The sequence below is a fragment of the Pseudoalteromonas holothuriae genome (genome assembly GCF_945859825.1).
Taxonomy (GTDB): domain Bacteria; phylum Pseudomonadota; class Gammaproteobacteria; order Enterobacterales; family Alteromonadaceae; genus Pseudoalteromonas; species Pseudoalteromonas holothuriae.
This window is the reverse complement of sequence record NZ_CAMAPC010000005.1, coordinates 21,421-35,542: the sequence shown is the minus strand read 5'-3', so window position 1 is coordinate 35,542 and position 14,122 is coordinate 21,421. Positions and strand designations below refer to the sequence as shown.

Sequence of the window (14,122 nt, the reverse complement as noted above, 5' to 3'; positions counted from 1 at the left end):
ACCTTTGTGATGCGTGCTTAAAACACTTCAACTGTTACCTCACGGTTTTGTTGTTGTTCACTAACATTCCAAACTTCTACCAAACGCGTTGTGCCGCCAGTGCTTTTACATATTACTTCGTTGACTAAAACACCTGCGCGTGCATTGTATTTAGCATCACCGTTTACATTTATTACATCACTATAAAAGCCAAAACGATAGCGCTCATTAAGTAATGTAGGGGTTTGTCCCACGAGTGAGTTAGATACGCAATTACCGTCTTTTTCACCGTTATCAATGTTTATTAAAGCTTGATAGACAACGCTGTCAAAATGGCCCGGACTAAAACCATCTGATACTAACCAATTATCTACACTCAATTGACTGGTCAAAGTAACTTTAGGAGCAGGTGCAATGTTGTGTCTAAGAGTTTGGCTGTTGCCTTGCTCATCGGTACAGTTGGCTTGAACATATTTAGCTTTGTGTTCAAACCCTTCTGGAATTTGGCCTGATAATGTTTTGTAATTTGCAGACAGCACACTGATTAATGCATCTGTATTTTGATCGTAAACCGCGGCACTTTGACACGGCGTTGGGTTAGTGAAATGCGGTGTGTAAATGGTTAAGTCATAAGCTGAACTTGATTGCGTTACCATGGCATCAATTGGTGAGTTATTGTAGTAAGTAACACGGCTTGCGCTGCCATCTGTGTCATAAACTACGCTTGATGCCACTGAGTTGTAGCTTATAAACCCTAATGCGGTTATTAGTGCGAGTTGTTTCATTTCTTAATCCTTGTTTATTTTATGTAACTATATTGTGAACTTATACAATAGGCCTACATTTGTTCCTTTTAAAGTGAATTTTTTGATATTACCGTTTTGAATGAGTGGTTGTTTTTCACACATTTCATATTTAAACGTCTGTGAGTTACCAGCTCGCATTTTGTTATAAAGGATCAGTATGCCGCTTGTATGTGTCGACGGCGCCGCTATTAAAATTACAGTTAATGGCGCGCAGCAATTGGTTAAAACCAGCGATAAAATTCCCACCGCGACTAAGAATAAGTTGTCTCAAGGTAAAAAAGCCGTACTTACTGAAGATGATGTGACGCAGTGGTTGCAAAAATTTCAATCAAATTATGATAACGCAGCTTTTAAGGGCGGTATTGCCATGGGTAAAGCAATTTCAGGCAAGCCTAATTTAACGATTAAGGGAAAATCTAAAACCGCACTTGTTACAAAAGACACGCAAATAATGGCGCTGTTACAAGTGTCAAAGCCTGCACAAAACCCACAAGGCGTGCCTGACCCTGCACCGATGATTAATATCACGATCGAGTTTACCGATGCAGGGCAAACAAAGCTTACGGTTGCCTAAGGCGCGTTTTAACACTATGCCAACTTATTTAACTTCAACAGGAGGTCGTAATGGGGTTGTTATCGGTTTTATTTTCTTCCAAGGCACTAGAGCCTATCAATGCAATTGGTTCAATACTCGATGAGCTATTTACCAGCGACGAAGAGGCGCTAAATTTAGAAATCCTCAAACAACGCGTGGCGCAGCAACCCAACCTTGTGCAAAGCAAAATTAATCAAGTACAAGCATCGCACCGCAGTTTATGGGTGGCGGGTGCGCGGCCTTTTTTAATGTGGGTGTGTGGGTTGGGCTTTTTATTTGCTTTTGTGATTAACCCCATATTGCAATGGTTGTGGCCAGAGGTGGGCACGCCACAATTACCGCTTGATGCCATGATGGAGCTAACGTTAGCTATGCTGGGGTTAGCGGGTTTACGAACGGTTGAAAAACTACAAGGCGTTGCTCGATAGCACGGCTAAAAACTTTATTTATGTCTGTTTTACATTTTATTTTTCACATATCTCTTAGCGCTTCGTCTTCATTGCACAATTTGGAAAAAACTCACCATCAGTTGTGACTGATGAGGCGGAGCCGTGGGGCAACCCACACAGTCTTTTGAGTGCCATGCAAGGCCCGCCAACTGTTTATCCATTTTTTATTGGTGGGTAGGCCTTAACTAAAGACTTGCTTGGCACTCATCCCATTATTCTTGCCGACTTGGCATTTAAGCACGCGTTCTATTAACTAAAGGAAATACTATGTCTCAATATAAAACCCCTGACGTCTACGTTAGAGAAAAGTCAATTCTACCGCCGTCGGTTGCTGAAGTGGCTACGGCTATCCCAGCATTTATTGGTCACACTACTAAGCTAAATGAAGCCGGTGATGCGGCTAACTTCTTAAACATGCCGGTACGTATCACTAGCATGGTGCAATTTGAAGCAAACTTTGGCGGCCCACACAAAGAGAGTTTTACACTAACGCCAAGCTCTAAGGTGTTTGACATTATTAATGTAGAGGCTGTTAAGGCAGTAAAAGATGCCGATGGTAAAATCACACAAGAAGCTGAGCCTGCAAAATTAGAAGCGGCAAAGTTTTTCCTTCACCAAGCAGTAAGCCACTTTTTTGCAAATGGCGGCGGTGCATGTTACGTCGTATCAATTGGCGTAGCTGGCACCATGGCGTCAAAAGAGGATTATAGCGCTGGTATTGAGCTGTTAAACAAAGTCGATGAAGTTACTCTTATTTCATCGCCTGAAGCCATTGGTCTAGATGAGGTCGGCCATTATGAGGTACAAAATAAAGCATTAAAACATGCCGAAAAACGAATGGATCGCTTTGCATTGGTTGATATGCAAATGCAAGAAACACCTGATGGAAAAACAGCCATCGGCCATGACTCTGAGCGCTTGCGCGCTAAAGTCACGCAGGGCTTAAAATATGGTGCCTCTTATTATCCATACTTAACGACGACCATGGCTCGCAGCTACAACGAGGCGGCGGTGATGGTAATGGTTGAGCAAACCGTTAATGCCGTGGTAGAAAAGGAGAGTACTTATACATTACATTCACCGATAGCAGGTTTTGATCAAGCCGTAACTATAGCAGATCTTACTTGGCAAAAACTTGCAAATACATATACCTATGAAGATTCGGTACAAAAAACTCACCACGTAAGTATGTCTGATGTGTATATCAAAAATGCCGCCGATGACAAATATTATGAATTGCTAAGTTTGAAAGAGGTGTCGTTTAATGCAGAAACCAAAAAATTAGAACCCAATGAAAACCCTAAGTTTGCTGAGGCACTTGAGCATGCAGAAGTGACACTTGAAAGTTACCCACTTAATTTACTTGGCGATCCTAATTACCTTTTCTCATCTGCGAGCCTTTACAACCAAGCTAAAGCAGTACTTGCAAAAAATTACCTTGTGCTTCCTCCTTCACCTGCCATTGCAGGCGTGATTGCCAAAACCGACAAAGACCGTGGCGTATGGAAAGCGCCGGCTAACATAGCACTATCTCAGGTACTTGCGCCAACGCTTGCGATAGACAGCACAGAACAAGAAAACCTCAACGTAGATGCCACTTCGGGTAAATCAATCAATGCTATTCGTACCTTTGTAGGTAAAGGCACCTTAGTGTGGGGCGCACGTACACTTGCTGGTAACGACAACGAATGGCGTTATGTCTCCGTTCGTCGCCTATTCAATACGGTTGAAGAGTCGATTCAAAAAGCCACGCAATTTGCCGTATTTGAGCCAAACACGCCATTTACTTGGTTAAAGCTTAAAACCATGATTGAAAGTTACCTTGAAAACTTATGGCGTCAAGGTGCGTTCTTTGGTGAATCACCAGCTCAAGCGTTTTTCGTCAACGTGGGCCTTGGTCAAACCATGACAGAAGACGACATTAACAACGGCATCATGAACATTGAAATTGGCCTTGCGGCGGTACGCCCAGCTGAGTTTATTGTGCTGACGTTCTCGCATAAGAGCCTAGAAGGCTAATGAACCCAACCAAGATTGGTTGAGGTGCTTGTTTATACGTTTCTGAGGTTCTCTCAGTCAATCTTTTTTCTTTTATTTTACTAAGTTACCACGTGACTTAGGACACATAAATTATTATTTTTTGGAGTTTTTATGGCTACTACAGCAGCAGACATCGCAGCAGAATATCCGATCCCGGTCTATCGTTTTGTTGTGAGCTTTGGCGAAGAGAGCATTCCGTTCTCGGAAGTATCAGGTTTAGACATTGGCGTTGAAACCATCACTTATAAAGATGGCTACGGTAAAAAGCATATGCCTGGGCAATCAACCGATGTGAACATCACCCTTAAACGTGGTTTAGTGCGTCAAAAGAGCCAGTTCTACGATTGGATCTCTTCTATTAGCTTAAATTTGGTTGATAAAAAAGACATTACGATTTCTTTAACTAACGAAGACCGCTCGCAGCCATTAGTTACTTGGAAGGTGATCAATGCTTTCCCTAAAAAGCTTACTGCGCCAAGTATCAATGGTGGTTCAAACGAAGCCAGTGTTGAATCGTTAGAAATGATGGCAGACGACATTAAGATCGAATTCCACTAATTTTTATTCTCCTTGTCTTGGGCACATGTGTGCCCTTTTTGGACATTACTATGATTCAAGAACTTACAACACCTATGGTGGGGTATCGCTTTGCTGCTTTGATCACATCAGCAGCCATACCCAACCCTATCGATATTTTCTTTAAGGAGATCAGCGGCCTTAAAGTTAATCGCAGTATTGAGTATGACGGTAATCGGGCAACGGTGGGCAGTAATAAACAAACACGAACCTTAACCTTAAAACGTGGGGTGTTGCGCACCGGTAGTACTTTGGAGTTAACAAACTTTATTAGCTTGCCACAGTGGCATCAATTTGCGGTTCGTAATGACATTTTAATCACCTTACTGAATGACAATAACTTGCCAACAAAAGCATGGCTCGTTACTCGTGCATTTATGGAAAGTTGGGAGTGGGACAGTCTAGATGCGACGCGTAATGATGTGCTCATCGAGTCTATTTCTTTTAGTTATCAAAACTTGGTAACGGTGCCTATTCCTTTTACTTAACACATTAAAGACAAGGTGTACTGATGGAAATTCAATGTGACGCCATTCGGGTCAAAGCAAGTTTATCTGAGCAAAATGAATCGGATGTTGATGATACGCAGGCTCAAACCTCTAATTCAGCCACCAGTGCGGTGGCAAGTGATGGGCAAGTTGCGCAATTAGAAAAGTCTTTAAAACGCTACATCGATAAACAATTTCAGCAATTTACTAAACAAAAAAGGCCATAAAAATGATAGGTATTGGCGCAAATGCGGCAGGGTCTCCGCTATGTAAAGTGACCTTTTATAGCAAAGTAGAGCGAGGCTCTGGTAATCAATTGGCCGAGATGACGCTCGCATACGATGTAAAGTCGTTGCAAACCAGTTATGCCAACGACATTCAAAAGTCGCAAACCATAGGTGCTGAAAGCGGCGCAAGCCAATACCAAAAGTCTTCGCCTTCTAAATTGTCAGTGACCTTTTTACTTGACGACACCATTATTGATTTACCCACCGAATTGCTGGCAAAGCTGCAAGGTGATATAGAAACTGAAAAAAACATTCAAACTTTGCTCAAATATGGCACGGCGGTTCAAAGTGATACTCATGAGCCTACTTACGTCACTATTCAGCCATTAAACATGACGCTTAATCATGGGCCCAGTGGCACTTTTGATGGCATGTTATGCACCACCAAAGTAGAAACAGAATTGGTCGATAATAAAGGGCGTCGTTTAAAAGCCAAGGTGCATTGTTGTGTGGTGGAGTGTTTATCTGAAAAAGAAATTAAACTTAAATCAGGTAAAAGCTCACCCGATTTAACCCATGTTATCCAACATCAAGCGAGTAGTTCGGTGCTACTGCAAAGCGCGCAAATCTACGGCAATTCGCAATTTGTACATCAGGTAGCTATGGTCAATCGCTTGCCATCTATTCGCAGTGCAGAGGTAGGCGCGCAAATCATTTACCCGCCTTTGGAGCGCTAACATGGACTTGCGATATACCATTACTGTTGAGGGTAACAAAGTCAGCGATAAGGTTGCTGTGCGAGAGACGACTGTAAAAAATGGCGTGAATCAAATTGCCCAGCTTTGTTTAGTCATAGAAGACGGTGATATGGCTAAAGAAACCTTTGTTAAAACAGACGAAGAGTTATTTACGATGGGTAAAACCATTGAGTTAAAAGCGGGTTTTGGTGATGGTGAACAAAGTGTGCTATTTAGCGGCATTATTACCGCGCAAGGTATCGGGTTTGAAAGGCAGCCTTATATGCGCATTGAGGCACGAGCCGATGCGATAAAGCTGTGCCAAAATGCCATGAGCAAACTCTATGATGAAAAAACCAAAGACAGCGATATTCTCAGTGACTTGCTGAGTACCTACGGTGCCGGTGCAGGGACCATTGCAGCGAGCAAAATAGAGCATCAACAGTTTTTAGTGGTTGATGAAAAGCCATGGTCGGTGTTTATGCGCCGAGTGTTATGCAACGGCTTTGCATTTTTTAATGATGGTAAAAATCAAGTAATAGATTTAGCAAAACATACCCCCACGGCCCATGAGTTTAATATTGCCATGGATGGCTGTGTTGATTTTTCTTTAAACTGTGATGTGAGTTCATACCTTAAAAAACACCAATTCAGTAGTTGGGATATTAAAGAGCAAAAGCTCAACGACAACGCCGACCCTGCTGCGCCTACGGCTAAATTTAAAACTCACAGCGATGCGGATACTGCACTTGGTTTACCCGATACTTTACGGTTAGCGCAAGCGCCCATTGATAAATTAGAGCTAGCAGCCAAGGCCAGTGCTGAGCAATATTATCGACTACTCGATATGTATCAAGGGCATATTCGTGTTGATATGTCGGCGCAAAAAGCCCCAACCAAAGTTAAATTACTAGATGCTTTAACGCTCTCAGGTATTGGTAAACAATATGGTGGGGATTATGTTGTGAGCGAAATACATCATCACCTATCAAGTGATGGCTGGTTTAGTGAATTTATCCTTGGTCTTCCTTTAACTTTAAGTGTTTGGTCAGACTATGCACAACCCAGTTATACCCCTATGTTGGTGGGTAAAGTGGCGGCATTTAAAGCCGATGCACAAGCGTTGCTACGTATTCCTGTTTTACTACCCAGTGCCAGTGGCGATAAACCAATTTGGGCTCGTTTAAGCAGCCCTTTTGCTGGTATAGAAGAGGGGTTGTTTTTACCCCCTGATGTAGATACCGAAGTCATGGTGGGATTTATCGGGGGCGATAGTCGACACCCTGTTATTTTAGGCGCATGCCATAACCCCAAAGCCAAACCACCATTTGAATATGACGATAAAAACGAGCAACGTGGATTGTTTTTTAAAGAGCAAGCCTTAGCACTGCAATTTACCCTAAAAGAACCGCTACTTACGTTACAAGGTAGCGCCGACCATACGATTACTTTTGATGCTAAAGAGGGCTTTAAATTAACCCAAAAAGATATGACCTCCCTAGTTGCTGGGGAATCATTGATGATTGAAAGTAAAGATAAATCCACTTTGGAAGTGGCAAAAGCCATTAATGTAAAAACCTCAGATAGCATTACCTTAGAGGGCAAAGGCGTCGATGTGAAATAGCCTCAAATTAAGATCAACAAAACAAGGAGCAGCAATGTTAAATCAAGCTTTTCTAGGCACTGGCTGGGGTTTTCCCGTGCAGTTTAGAAACCCAGCCTCAGGGCCCGTTATGGACAGTGGTGAAACCTTACTCAAGCAAGCGATTCATCTAACTTTAAACACTTTGGTGGGAGAGCGACCTTTGTGGCCAGATGTGGGTTCTGGTCTTGCCAGCTACTCATTTGCAGATGCAAATGAACAAAGTTTAGCGCAACTAAGGCAGGAGATTGCTACCGTATTGCTCAATTATGAGCCGCGTATCACCCTAGAAAGCATCGAATTTGATAGCGGTGAATTGTACGACGGGGTGTTGCTAGTTCAGCTGAACTACGTCGTGCGGCAAACCAATAGCCGCAGCAATATGGTGTTTCCATTCTACTTAACTGAGCAGTCAGTTTAGTTGCTCACTTAAGCCATCTTTTGTGAGTAGTCAGTCTAGTTACTCATTTAAGTCACCTTTTTGTGAGCAAGCTGATTCTTTGTTTTGCTCTTATTAAACCTTTTATCTATCAAGGCACTATCATGGCTGTGAAGTCTAATAACAACACCTTCGTTGCAACGCTCAATACGGTTAACCCAAGTGAAATGGGGCGTAGTCAACTTGGGCGACATATCAAAGCGTTATCTCGCACTTTTTTTAACATCGAACCACGTACGGTTGAAGCTTGGTTAAAGTACTTATCGGTGCTGGCCAAACAAGTAAACTACATTGATGAGCGTACGTTATCCGCCAGTGGTACGTGGGAAAATTTACTGCCTGAACCGCAAAAGCTAGCAGGTCTTGCTCAGCTTGTTCAACAAGGTAGTGCCGATGAGCAGATTAAACAGTTAGCGAGCCGTCCAGACATGGCGCTGTTACTCACTTTTATTGATTTATTGCAACACAGTAATGCACAGTTTAATCAGTTTGTTGCACGGCATTTAGAACATTTTTATCATGAGATACTGCGTTTTAAACCATTACCCGCGAGTGCGGATAGTGCGCATGTGGTGGTGTCACTGAATAATGTTGATGCATTAACTTTACCCGCAGGCACACAATTTGATGGTGGTAAAGATACTCAAGGCTCCCCCCTTGTTTACAGCACGGATGAAGTAGTGACGATTAACAAGGCTGCGGTGGATTATGTTGCCAGCGTGAATAAAATTAAGTCCTCTGAGCAACTTAGTTTAAATCATCAGATATTACTTGATAGTGAGCAAGATATTTTACTTGAGCAAAGCGAAGCTACTTTTGGACAAGGACTTGATGAGCTGACCTCATCAACGGTTGAAGTCGGGTTTAAAATTGCCTCCCAAGATTTATTCTTAAGTGGTGGTACACGTATCGTCAGCTTAGATTTTGGTGAGCAAGCACAGTTGCTAAACTGGTTAACTTGGTTTGATTTTTACATCTCGACCAGTGACGGGTTATTGGCTGTTGACGTGACTCAGTTAAATGTTGTTGAGCAACAACTGCAGCTCACTTTCGATAATTTATTCCCTGCCATAACGGCGTTGGAGGGTATGCCAATTGGTGCAGATAACGCCTTGCCGTTTATTGCCTTGGTGCTTAAAAGTGAGCATTATCAACAGCTATATAGCGATGAGTCCAGTGTATTTGCACGCTTTAATAGCTTTACTATCACGCAAATGAGTTTAACGACGCAAGTGAGTGGTTTAGCTGGCGTGATTGCGAATAATGCAGAGGTAGATTTAGATACTTCAAAACCATTTGAGCCGTTTGGTATTGCGCCAAGATTAGCCTCCAAAGTGCACTTTACTCACCCCGAACTAGTGACTAAAAATATTACTCATGCCAGTGTAGAGTTCGCTTGGTTAGATAGACCAAATAGTTTTAATGACTATTATCGTGCATACAGTTATTACTACAGTGAACAGTATAATTTGGATGAACGCTATTTCGATAGCAGCGCCTTGTGTGGGGCTGAGCAACCTTGCGAAGGCATTGCCTTATCGGTGGATACATTATTTTCAACTGATTGTAATTGCTTAACTTGGCCAGATACGGTGGTAAATATCACTCGCTCAGATGCAGGCAGTGATGCGCAAATTAGTCTTGAGCTATTTTATAATGAAGGCGACGATAACCTACCTGATGTACATAATAACATCGCGATTAACACACTCACTTTTACGCACAATGATAATAATTCAATGCGTGATTTTCAGTTATTACCCCTTGATGAACCGACTGCCAGTAAATGGCCTAAGTACTATACTCTAGCTTTATCAGAACAAGATTTTGCTCATAAAGACTACACCAAAGTCATTGAGTTGTTTGCCTATAAAAATGCTGGCTCAGATAATCCTGTGCTGGTAAATGCCCCCTATACGCCTGTACTTGATAGTTTAACTTTGCGTTATCACAGTGAAAGTATTACTTCACCCGCACAAAGGGTGGGCAATGCTATTTATGTTGAGCATATTGCGCCTGTCGGGCGGCCAACAGAGCAATTAACCCAGCAAAGTTTGTTGTCTTTATTACCTAAAATAGAAGAGTTTGGTTATTTATATATGGCACTTAGCCAAGTGAGTACGCCGGGACAGGTTCGCATGTACTATCAGGTTGACCCCGTTGATGGTTACAACATGGGTGATAACCCCGCTTTTGTTTGGGAGTATTTTAATGCGGGTTCATGGCACCGCTTTAAGCGTGAAGATTCCCAAGGTGGATCCGAGGAGGGGCGAGTACTCAGAGATAGCACTTATGATTTGCTTGACTCTGGCCTGGTGGTGTTTTATTTACCTAAGTTGAGCCAAAGTAGCTCATTTAACCATGATGGCAAATTGTGGATACGCGCAAAATTAAGTCATAACCGTGCAGAAGTACCAAGTAGCTTTGATAATCAGACTTTCCCGATTTATTCCAAGCTTAAAGGTGTATTCACACAAGGGATAAGGGTTAGCCTAACCAGTCAAGGTAATGATGCGTCTCATTTTGAACAGCCACTAGTCAGTGAATCAATCAGCAAATTAGTACTGCCTAATCCAAGTGTTGACACAATAATGCAGCCGTTTGCTTCCTTTGGTGCCAAAGTTGCAGAAACGACAGAGCAATTTGACCGGCGTATCAGTGAGCGTTTGCATCATCGTCAGCGATTAATTAGCGGCTGGGATTATGAACATTTTGTGTTACAGGCCTTCTCGCAGTTGCACTCAGTGCGACCTGTGGTTAATTCGTCTGGTTTATCATTGGTAGTTGTACCGCTTAATCATGATGTGTCGGTGCTACAACCTAAAGTACCACGTTATTTAAAACGACAAATTCGGGAGCAAGTAAATGCGTTGTCTGTGCCTAATTTAACGGTTGAAATTGATGACCCCAACTATGTTGAAGTGCAGCTCGAATTAATCGTAAAAATTGACCCGTTATACGACATTCAAAGTACCGTTATTGAACTCAATGATATGGTTGTGGATGCACTGACACCATGGAATAAGTTAGATAAGCCACTAGAGCGTACTATTTACTTAGCACCCATTGCGCAAGTATTAGAAACCCACCCTGCGGTGGATATGATCCAAGTCATTCGCGCCACTAAAAAAGGTCAAACAGCAAAACAATACAGCGTGATTAGCGCTGATAACCCGCACGATATTTTAGTGCCAGCACGCAATCATAAAATATCCCTTGCTAATACTTTAGGTGATGTATTTGAAGGCATTGGCAAGTGGGAGATTGAACTGGATTTTGTTGTTCAGTAAGCCCGTACACCTCACTTAGTTAATTATCAAAAGAGCAAGCTCAAAAATAACTGAAAATACTTTTCACAGTTGTTGGTGGCGTGCGTCTTGTAATTATTCATACCACAAATTCAGGAATGTTATGGACAATCAAGCTTTGCAGATCTCAAATGCTGCGCCTAGTAATACGGGGCAAAATTTAGAGAAGCTGCGTCAGCAAGGCATGACCAAAATACAACAATTTGCCCCCTTAACTTGGACCGATCACAACCGTTTTGACCCAGGTGTAACGGTATTAGAAGTGTTAGTGTATGTGTTGTCTGATCTCAGTTATAAACTGGACTATCCAGTCCCTGAACTATTAGCACAGCCGCACAGCGAGGGCAGTGTTAAATTTTACGAACCCGAGCAAGTGCTGTTTAGTCACTGTGTGACAGAGGATGACTATCGGCGTCTTATTTTAGACTTACTCGATGTTAAAAATGTGCATGTGATGTCGCATCAAGTTGCAGGCTCAAGCACCACCATTTTAGATTTTCAGGTGTTGCTATATGCGCCTGATGATGACAAAAAAACAAACGTAACGGCGTTAGTTAATCAAGCATTTAGCTTAGCGCGATGTGTTAACCACAGGCTTGGTGATATTACATTTTATGATATCAGTAAAGTGACTGTTGGCATGACCTTATCATTGCAGCATGTTGACAATTTAGTCGCCTTATTAACAGAGCTATACATACTAATTGGCCGCGAGATTTCACCTGACATACCTAAGTATTCAGCGCAGCAACTGTTACGCCAAGGTATGAGTATTGGGCAAATTTATCAAGGGCCCAAATTACAACATGGGTTTGTGTTGGATGAAGACTTGCACAAGTCAGCCTATAGCGTCAGTTTGTTTAGCTCAAACATTTTAAGTGTATTACACGGCCATGAAAGCATTGAGCGAGTAAATGCGTTTCGATTTTCAAGCCAGCAAGATAGTGCCGATGGTAATTACAATGCGCAAGACGGCTACGAGTTTTGGCAAATTCAATTTGGTAGCGATGACAGCGCGCAGAGAGTAAATATTGCGCAATTAGGCTTTGATGAAGAACACTTCTTTGATGATTTAAGCTTGCTGATTGATGGGCAGTCTTATCAACTGACAGAGCAAGATAAAGCCGCCATACGTCAAGGATTGCAGGTACTAAACCACCCGCCAGAGCTGACTAGTTCAGTGATGTTACCCAAGTTTGAGTCAGCACAATATTTGGCTCTGAGTGACTATCGTTCATTACAACATGAACTGCCACAAGTATTTGCGGTTGGCGAGCAAACATTAGATGCAGATATAGACAGTGCGCAAAAAGCACAATTAATGCAATTTAAGGGGTATTTACAGTTATTTGATCAAATACTGGCGGATCAACACAAGCAGTTGGATGTTTTACCAGATATTTTATCGCTCCCACCTACCTCATTATTTGAAGGATTAGGAAAGCTACTAGATAGCATGTTAGCCAGTGAATCGCTCAATTCTCAGCAGGTTGACTTGTTTTGGCAACAGGCATGCGCCTTGCCACACTCGCAATTGAGTCAGGCATTGACGAATATCAGTGGTATTGAGCATCTGCTCAATACCGATGCATTATCGTATTGGCAAAGAGGAATGCAGCGAAGCCTTGAAAATGACTTTTCTATTGCGCAGTTAACTCGGTTAAATCACAGTGTTGATCATTTACTAGCACGTTTTGCCGAGCGCTCGGTCGATAGCAATTTATTAAAATACCAAGCGGTATTTTCGTTTTACGCGCCAAGCTTAAGTAATGAGGCCGATCCAAGCCCAGCCGAGCCACTGCTTGAACGTTTGGTATTGCTGCGTCAATACATAGATAAATGTCGTTTACTCAGTGAGATTAGCCACCTAGGACAAAACCGGTGCCGTGGTTATGATTATTTATCAGCCGATGTGCAGCTAAGTCAATGTAGTGCAATGGCTAAAGGAATTATGCGCCGCCTTGGCTTATCTCATCCTGCCCATATGCCGCTGGCAACACATAACCGCGAAAGCTTTTATCTGGTGGAAGGCAGTTTGCTGCAAAGTGAGTATTTTAGTGCTTTGGAGCGCGCACAATTGAGTAATAGTCTGTATTTTGTGCTGCCAGATTGGACAACTCGGTTTGCCTGCGTTGAGTTTCGACAATTTGCCGAGCGTAAAATTCGTGAGTTGACTCCTTTGCATATGCCTGTTCACTGCCTATGGCTAGATAGAGAAACCATGAGCTTATTTGAGCGCCTTTACTATGGTTGGCTTAACTACTTTTCGCAAACCCAACGCGAGCGTTTTGAACTTTCAAATGCATCCGTAACTGCAATTGAACAGCAGCTAAGTAAATTGTTAGGTCAGTTTTTTACATCGCATATACCGTTAGAGCCTAACTCCGGACCGATATGGCCTCTGTCAACGGTTATTCTTACCCACCAAGCAGACAAACTGGGCCTGTGGGATGAAGTAAAAGAGACCATGGTCGAGATTTTATTGGTGTATTGCGATGATGACTCTGTGGATGAGTTTGTTATTGATGGTCAAACCAGTAGTGATATTTATCGTAGTGTTAACACCAATATTGATGCGTATGTTACGTATTTTCCCACTGACTTTAGCGCAGACGATATTTTTTACCTCAGTGCTCAACATTATATTGATGAAATTTGTCGCCCCAGTATTTCTGACCATGTCCAACAAGATAAAAGGCTGACAATTGGGTACTCGCCACTGGCCTATCTAAAGCCTTTGTATCCGGTGTCTATTTCAACCATTAATTCCCGCTCAACTGAGCAGTCTAAGTTTATCGTTGCCCACAGCAAGCCAAATCGTATTTAATCAAGGAAT

12 protein-coding genes are annotated in these 14,122 nt (G+C 42.4%); 11 read left to right on the top strand and 1 reads right to left on the bottom strand.

What is annotated here, in order from left to right:
• Nucleotides 1-17 precede the first annotated feature (17 nt).
• Nucleotides 18-764: a hypothetical protein gene (locus tag OCI93_RS08075; protein WP_261626180.1), complete on the bottom strand. Its 747-nt coding sequence runs from the start codon at nt 762-764 to the stop codon at nt 18-20.
• Between the two features lie 178 nt (nt 765-942).
• Between OCI93_RS08075 and OCI93_RS08070 the strand changes: the two genes are divergently transcribed.
• From OCI93_RS08070 to OCI93_RS08020, 11 genes are all read left to right on the top strand, one after another.
• Complete coding sequence (locus OCI93_RS08070; RefSeq protein ID WP_261592116.1) at nt 943-1,359, top strand: hypothetical protein; 417 nt, start codon at nt 943-945, stop codon at nt 1,357-1,359.
• A 50-nt stretch (nt 1,360-1,409) separates the two neighbouring features.
• The gene (locus OCI93_RS08065; RefSeq protein ID WP_261626179.1) at nt 1,410-1,808 is read left to right on the top strand and encodes a holin family protein; all 399 of its coding nucleotides are present in this window, start codon (nt 1,410-1,412) and stop codon (nt 1,806-1,808) included.
• 288 nt (nt 1,809-2,096) lie between these two features.
• Complete coding sequence (locus OCI93_RS08060; protein WP_261626178.1) at nt 2,097-3,848, top strand: phage tail sheath family protein; 1,752 nt, start codon at nt 2,097-2,099, stop codon at nt 3,846-3,848.
• 132 nt (nt 3,849-3,980) lie between these two features.
• Nucleotides 3,981-4,427 carry a phage tail protein gene (locus tag OCI93_RS08055; protein ID WP_007377699.1) on the top strand — a complete coding sequence of 149 codons (447 nt, stop codon included), beginning with the start codon at nt 3,981-3,983 and terminating at the stop codon, nt 4,425-4,427.
• A 50-nt stretch (nt 4,428-4,477) separates the two neighbouring features.
• On the top strand, nt 4,478-4,933 hold the full coding sequence (locus OCI93_RS08050) for a phage tail protein (protein WP_261592119.1): 456 nt from the start codon (nt 4,478-4,480) through the stop codon (nt 4,931-4,933).
• 23 nt (nt 4,934-4,956) lie between these two features.
• Nucleotides 4,957-5,160 carry a hypothetical protein gene (locus OCI93_RS08045; RefSeq protein WP_261592120.1) on the top strand — a complete coding sequence of 68 codons (204 nt, stop codon included), beginning with the start codon at nt 4,957-4,959 and terminating at the stop codon, nt 5,158-5,160.
• Between the two features lie 2 nt (nt 5,161-5,162).
• On the top strand, nt 5,163-5,897 hold the full coding sequence (locus tag OCI93_RS08040; protein ID WP_261592121.1) for a CIS tube protein: 735 nt from the start codon (nt 5,163-5,165) through the stop codon (nt 5,895-5,897).
• Between the two features lies 1 nt (nt 5,898).
• Complete coding sequence (locus OCI93_RS08035) at nt 5,899-7,521, top strand: phage late control D family protein (RefSeq protein WP_261592122.1); 1,623 nt, start codon at nt 5,899-5,901, stop codon at nt 7,519-7,521.
• A gap of 34 nt (nt 7,522-7,555) precedes the next feature.
• On the top strand, nt 7,556-7,960 hold the full coding sequence (locus tag OCI93_RS08030; RefSeq protein WP_261626177.1) for a GPW/gp25 family protein: 405 nt from the start codon (nt 7,556-7,558) through the stop codon (nt 7,958-7,960).
• A gap of 122 nt (nt 7,961-8,082) precedes the next feature.
• Nucleotides 8,083-11,268, top strand: a complete 3,186-nt coding sequence (locus tag OCI93_RS08025) for a hypothetical protein (protein ID WP_261626176.1) — start codon at nt 8,083-8,085, stop codon at nt 11,266-11,268.
• Between the two features lie 121 nt (nt 11,269-11,389).
• Nucleotides 11,390-14,113: a hypothetical protein gene (locus tag OCI93_RS08020; RefSeq protein WP_261626175.1), complete on the top strand. Its 2,724-nt coding sequence runs from the start codon at nt 11,390-11,392 to the stop codon at nt 14,111-14,113.
• Nucleotides 14,114-14,122: the final 9 nt, after the last annotated feature.